Origin of the sequence: Faecalibacterium sp. OM04-11BH (assembly GCF_003482185.1) — a bacterium.
Lineage (GTDB): Bacteria > Bacillota > Clostridia > Oscillospirales > Ruminococcaceae > Faecalibacterium > Faecalibacterium tardum.
Genome location: NZ_QULS01000033.1, coordinates 1 through 4,353 on the forward strand (window position 1 = coordinate 1; position 4,353 = coordinate 4,353).

Here is a 4,353-nt window from a genome sequence, read left to right on the forward strand (position 1 = left end):
CGGCCATCCTTGCCTGCTGGAACAGCGAGGAAGGCCAGAGGTCACTTGTCGGGGCGAGGCCCCTCCATCTTGCTGCGCAAGACCGTTCGGTCGCTTAAAAGCCCCACTGGGGCTTTCATTGCTCCGCTGCGCTTCGCAAACGCGAGCTTGCCTATGGCAGGCAGAGCAGGCTCATATCTCCGGCAAAGAAAAACAGAGCGTTCCCGACGGGGAACGCCCTGCTGTACATATCGCTATCGTATGTGGATTTTGGCAGGGTGCGTCCGGCAGGGCGCACCCTATTTTTGTTTTGTTCTCAATCTTCTAACCCGTGATTCCCAGCCGCATTCTTCAAATATTCTTCCGGCTCGCCGTTTAGAATCAGGTCTGCATACACCAGCGGGTCATTGTAGATGAGGTAGTCCAGTTCCGTCCTCTGCGCCATGGTCACGTCCAGTGCATCCTCGACCCCGGTGCAGTCGATGGAAATCTTTCTCCCATCCCGGAGCAGCAGCTCCACGCACCCGGTGTCCATGTTGAATTTGCAGGCGCTTTCATCGTACTTCATGTTTGTGTCCTTTCCGCCTTACGGCACTCTCACAGTAGTCTGTCGTGCTTTCTTATGATAAGGTCTAGGACGTTTTTCGATGGAAGCAAGGGATTCGTTCTGTTTTCCAAAGAATACAAAAAATCCGAACCCTTCTCCTATCGGAAAAAAGTTCGGATTTTGTTGTTGTGGTGCACCTCCAGGGACTCGAACCCTGGGCCCACTGATTAAGAGAGCAAACCGCCGGTTCGTCTCAATTTATGGAAGTTTCGAGTCATCGTTATTTTTAATCAAATCAACGTGATTTTTCACCCAGCAATTTCTGCACCCTTTGTCGGATTTTGCAGCGAAAAGCACCCTCTGCACGTTTTGAAACCGTGCAAAATCCGTGCAGAAACCGTGCACTTACTCTCTGACAAACAAAAATCACACTATCCACCACCGACTTGACGGCAATGGTTTGAGTGACCGACCCAGATATCCTAAATTATCTCTCTATGTTTACAAAACATCTGTGATTCTCTCTTTCTATTACGTAAGGACGCAAATGAAGGGCCCCATAAACGTCCTACTAAAAAAAGGAGATTATTACTATGTTACTCAAAAATGGAAGTACTGGCAACTATGTTATGTACCTGCAGTATGGACTGCATATCATGTGCTGCCCTCCGGGTAGTTTTGACAGCAAATTTGGCTCTGGTACTGAAAATGCTGTTAAGAAGTATCAGGGCAAAAAAGGTCTTACCCAAGATGGCATTGTTGGCGATGGTACATGGAACGCACTGGTAAGCGACATTAAAACCATCCAGCAGCTCCTGAAGAACAAAGGTTATTACGCCAGTACAGTGGATGGCCTTGCAGGTTCAGGCACTTATAACGCTGTTATCAGTTTTCAGAAAGCATCCGGCTTGACTGCCGATGGTATGGTCGGCAGTGCCACCCTAAACGCATTGAACGCTTCTTCGGGCGGTACAAGTGGTCAATCTCATTCAATCACTCTGCCTACTGATAGAAACTATCTTTGGGCACAGAAGAATCCGGACATTGTTAAGCTTGTTGGAAATAGTGGTTGCTCTCTTGTTGCCGTGTTGAATACCGCTAATATCTATGGGCCTCGTGAATTCACCCCTAACGAAGTCCTGACTGCCTGTGGAAATTGGGGTGCAAACGGTCTGAATACTTGGGCTCTTCCCAGCAAGTGCAATGGTAAAATCGACACGAGCAACTACACTCATGGCGGTAAGGAGCAGGCGACTGTATTCAGTGCAGTCAAAGCAAGTATTGACAATAACCTTCCCATCATTATTCGGCTCAACAGTAGCGATGGCAAAAAGACGCATTTTGTCACAGCGATTGCTTATACTGGCAGTTGCTCCTCTGCAAGCAGCATTTCCGTCATTGATCCTGCTGGTGGTGTCATTCGAACTCTTGAGGAAGCGGGAACTGCACGCAATGAAACCGTATACGGTGATTATATCGCAACCGCTCGTCGCTCCTAAATATCTCTACTCTCTTCATCAACAATAAGTTGTAAAGCATCATTTTTAACATATATCCCCCCCAAAGTCTTTTCTCAACTCTCGAAAAGGCTTCGGGGGGGATTTTTCAATGCCTATTATATGCAACACTTTTCACTATCTGCTTATCCAAGCTCAGGCGAGTGATATTTATTTACTCTCCACACATCCCCAACTTTTACCAACTGCATTTCATATTCGACTTTATTCATGTCATCATATGAATACTCATCATGTTCCTCATACGTTTCATTGGGATTATAGTATGCAATCATTACAAAATTTACTTGTGCTTCCGTTTTATTTTTCAAATAGTATCGCACTGAGCAGAAATCATCCGGATAATATTCTCCCACATATCCAGTAAAATATGGAATTTGTGCCAAATCATAGTCATCACAAACGGCAAGTTTTCCATTATAATTCACAAACTTTTTCTCAATTGAATCTTGTGACAAGAAATCATTTGTAAAAATAGATTTCATATATTCTTCAAACTCTTTATAAGAATTTTGATAGACCTCATAATCATGTCCGTTCAGTTTTACATATGTCGGCGCATTTTGCGTCATAGGCACAAAAGTCGGAGCATCTTCAATTTTAAAATTCAGTCCTTTTAAGTTACTTGATTGTCCCCAAAGTGCATAGTCTATTTTCTGCGCTTTTTCAAAAACAGTATATTGATCTTGATCTAAAAATACCGAGGTCGAATCAACTAACGTCTGGGAAAAATCTTGCAAATCATTTTTTTCTTCAGAATTGCATGAACTTGACGATGTATCCTGTGACGAAACTACTGTGGACATTGATGATGCTGTTGTATCATTCATTCCACATCCCACCAAATTCACCACAATACAACCTAGAATCACTATCATTTTTACACTTTTTGCACAATTCATATATGTTCTCCTTTTTTATAAGTTTATCAACATATTGTTTAGTCTCTATTACCTTCTTGTAAACTTTTTATATTAGCTCACAAAAATCTATTTTTCCGTTTACAAATCTTAACATTTTTTCTCTTTCCTCTTAAAAGGAGGAAAGAAAATTGAATTATACGCTTTTTGACCTTTTTCTAAATGCATATAACGGCAACTCCTTTGCACAGCTACAAATCGTCCAACGTTTTCAGCCATTACTGAAAAAATATGCAGCTCTTCTTAAGTATGAGGATGCCTATTCAGATTTACAATTATATCTTCTCGAATTACTGCATTCCGGAAAATTGACCAAACTTCAAAGAAAAGATGACGGCACATTAGTGAAATATATTGAATCCTCTATCCGGCATCAATACATTTCGCTTAACAGCCGAAAAAACGCCGTAGATAACTCTGTCATCGCAAGCGTTGATGAAATTGATTTCGATCAGATGTCTTTGTCCTCAAACGATGAATATCCTGAACTATTGATTTCCGATTTACATTCTGTTCTTCAACCTTCTGAACTGACCTTATTATCTCAATTTGTTTTTAAAGGAATGAGCATCGCAGATATAGCAGAAAAATCTGGTGTCAGTAGACAAGCTATCAACCGTAAAAAGCTTTCCATATTAAAAAATTAGAATGTGCATTCTTCCCTAAAACTTCCAAATAAATTCTCATTCATTTTGATTTCATTCTTTAGTGTATAAAAGCTATTTTCTTCGCTCCCTTTAATCAAACCACCACGGCAGTTCCAGCCACAGGTTATCCATGGCCTGTTCCTCGGTCTTTTTGGCGCGGCCTTTTGTCAGGTGAAAGTATATCGCCGTGCCGATCAGCGGATGTTCCTCGCCATCGGTGAAGCCATAGCGGTACAGCAGATAGGTCTGCTCCCGTTGGGTCAGCCGTTTCAGGCCATAATACAGTTCCCGGCGCGATTCCTGCTCCTCCATAATGCTCTGCGGCTGCATGGCGTAGGGGTCGGCTATGGCCTCAATGCGCCGTAGTTGTTCCTCTCCCGGCAGAACATCATCCAGCGAAACACGTTGGTAACAGACGCCGTCCTTGTCTTCCGTCACCATCCGCTGCTCAAAAGCGGCAAAGGCATCCCGCACCATGTCCATCATGGCGTTGCGGATGGCAGGAGCCGCATAGGTCAGGAACTTCATGCCGCGCGCTGCATCGAACTTCGGCACAGCTTTCCATAAGCCCAGATTGCCTGCCTGTTTCAAATCGTCCGTGTCAAGGTTCAAGCCAGACTGTGCCAGATTCATGCTGCGGAAAAGGTCATTTGCCACCTTGCCGATAAAGGACTTGTTGTTGTCGATCAGGCTGTCCAGTGCGGCAGCATCGCCTTTCTGTGCCAGCGCACAAAGCCGTTCAT

At 43.8% G+C, this 4,353-nt stretch carries 5 protein-coding genes; 2 read left to right on the forward strand and 3 right to left on the reverse strand.

Annotated features, from left to right (window positions below):
* Positions 1-295: 295 nt before the first annotated feature.
* The gene (locus tag DXB44_RS14070) at positions 296-547 is read right to left on the reverse strand and encodes a DUF6061 family protein (protein ID WP_117554343.1); all 252 of its coding nucleotides are present in this window, start codon (positions 545-547) and stop codon (positions 296-298) included.
* 572 nt (positions 548-1,119) lie between these two features.
* Between DXB44_RS14070 and DXB44_RS14075 the strand changes: the two genes are divergently transcribed.
* Positions 1,120-2,025, forward strand: coding sequence for a peptidoglycan-binding protein (locus tag DXB44_RS14075; RefSeq protein WP_055186213.1), 906 nt, complete (start codon positions 1,120-1,122; stop codon positions 2,023-2,025).
* Between the two features lie 143 nt (positions 2,026-2,168).
* On the opposite strand, the gene DXB44_RS14080 is transcribed toward DXB44_RS14075, so the two are convergent.
* Positions 2,169-2,945 carry a hypothetical protein gene (locus tag DXB44_RS14080; RefSeq protein WP_128118058.1) on the reverse strand — a complete coding sequence of 259 codons (777 nt, stop codon included), beginning with the start codon at positions 2,943-2,945 and terminating at the stop codon, positions 2,169-2,171.
* Positions 2,946-3,094: 149 nt separating this feature from the next.
* Here DXB44_RS14080 and DXB44_RS14085 point away from each other — a divergent pair, with 149 nt between their 5' ends.
* Positions 3,095-3,610 (forward strand): sigma-70 family RNA polymerase sigma factor, encoded by a 516-nt coding sequence (locus tag DXB44_RS14085; RefSeq protein WP_118659086.1) that lies wholly within the window; start codon positions 3,095-3,097, stop codon positions 3,608-3,610.
* A gap of 90 nt (positions 3,611-3,700) precedes the next feature.
* Here the strand turns inward: DXB44_RS14085 and DXB44_RS14090 are convergent.
* Positions 3,701-4,353, reverse strand: a 653-nt coding sequence (locus DXB44_RS14090) for a sigma-70 family RNA polymerase sigma factor (protein WP_118659088.1), incomplete at its 5' end; no start/stop codon positions are given.

Coding starts and splice junctions, on each gene's coding strand:
- DXB44_RS14070 (WP_117554343.1), bottom strand. CDS start 547: ATGAAGTACGATGAAAGCGCCTGCAAATTCAACATGGACACCGGGTGC.
- DXB44_RS14075 (WP_055186213.1), top strand. CDS start 1,120: ATGTTACTCAAAAATGGAAGTACTGGCAACTATGTTATGTACCTGCAG.
- DXB44_RS14080 (WP_128118058.1), bottom strand. CDS start 2,945: ATGAATTGTGCAAAAAGTGTAAAAATGATAGTGATTCTAGGTTGTATT.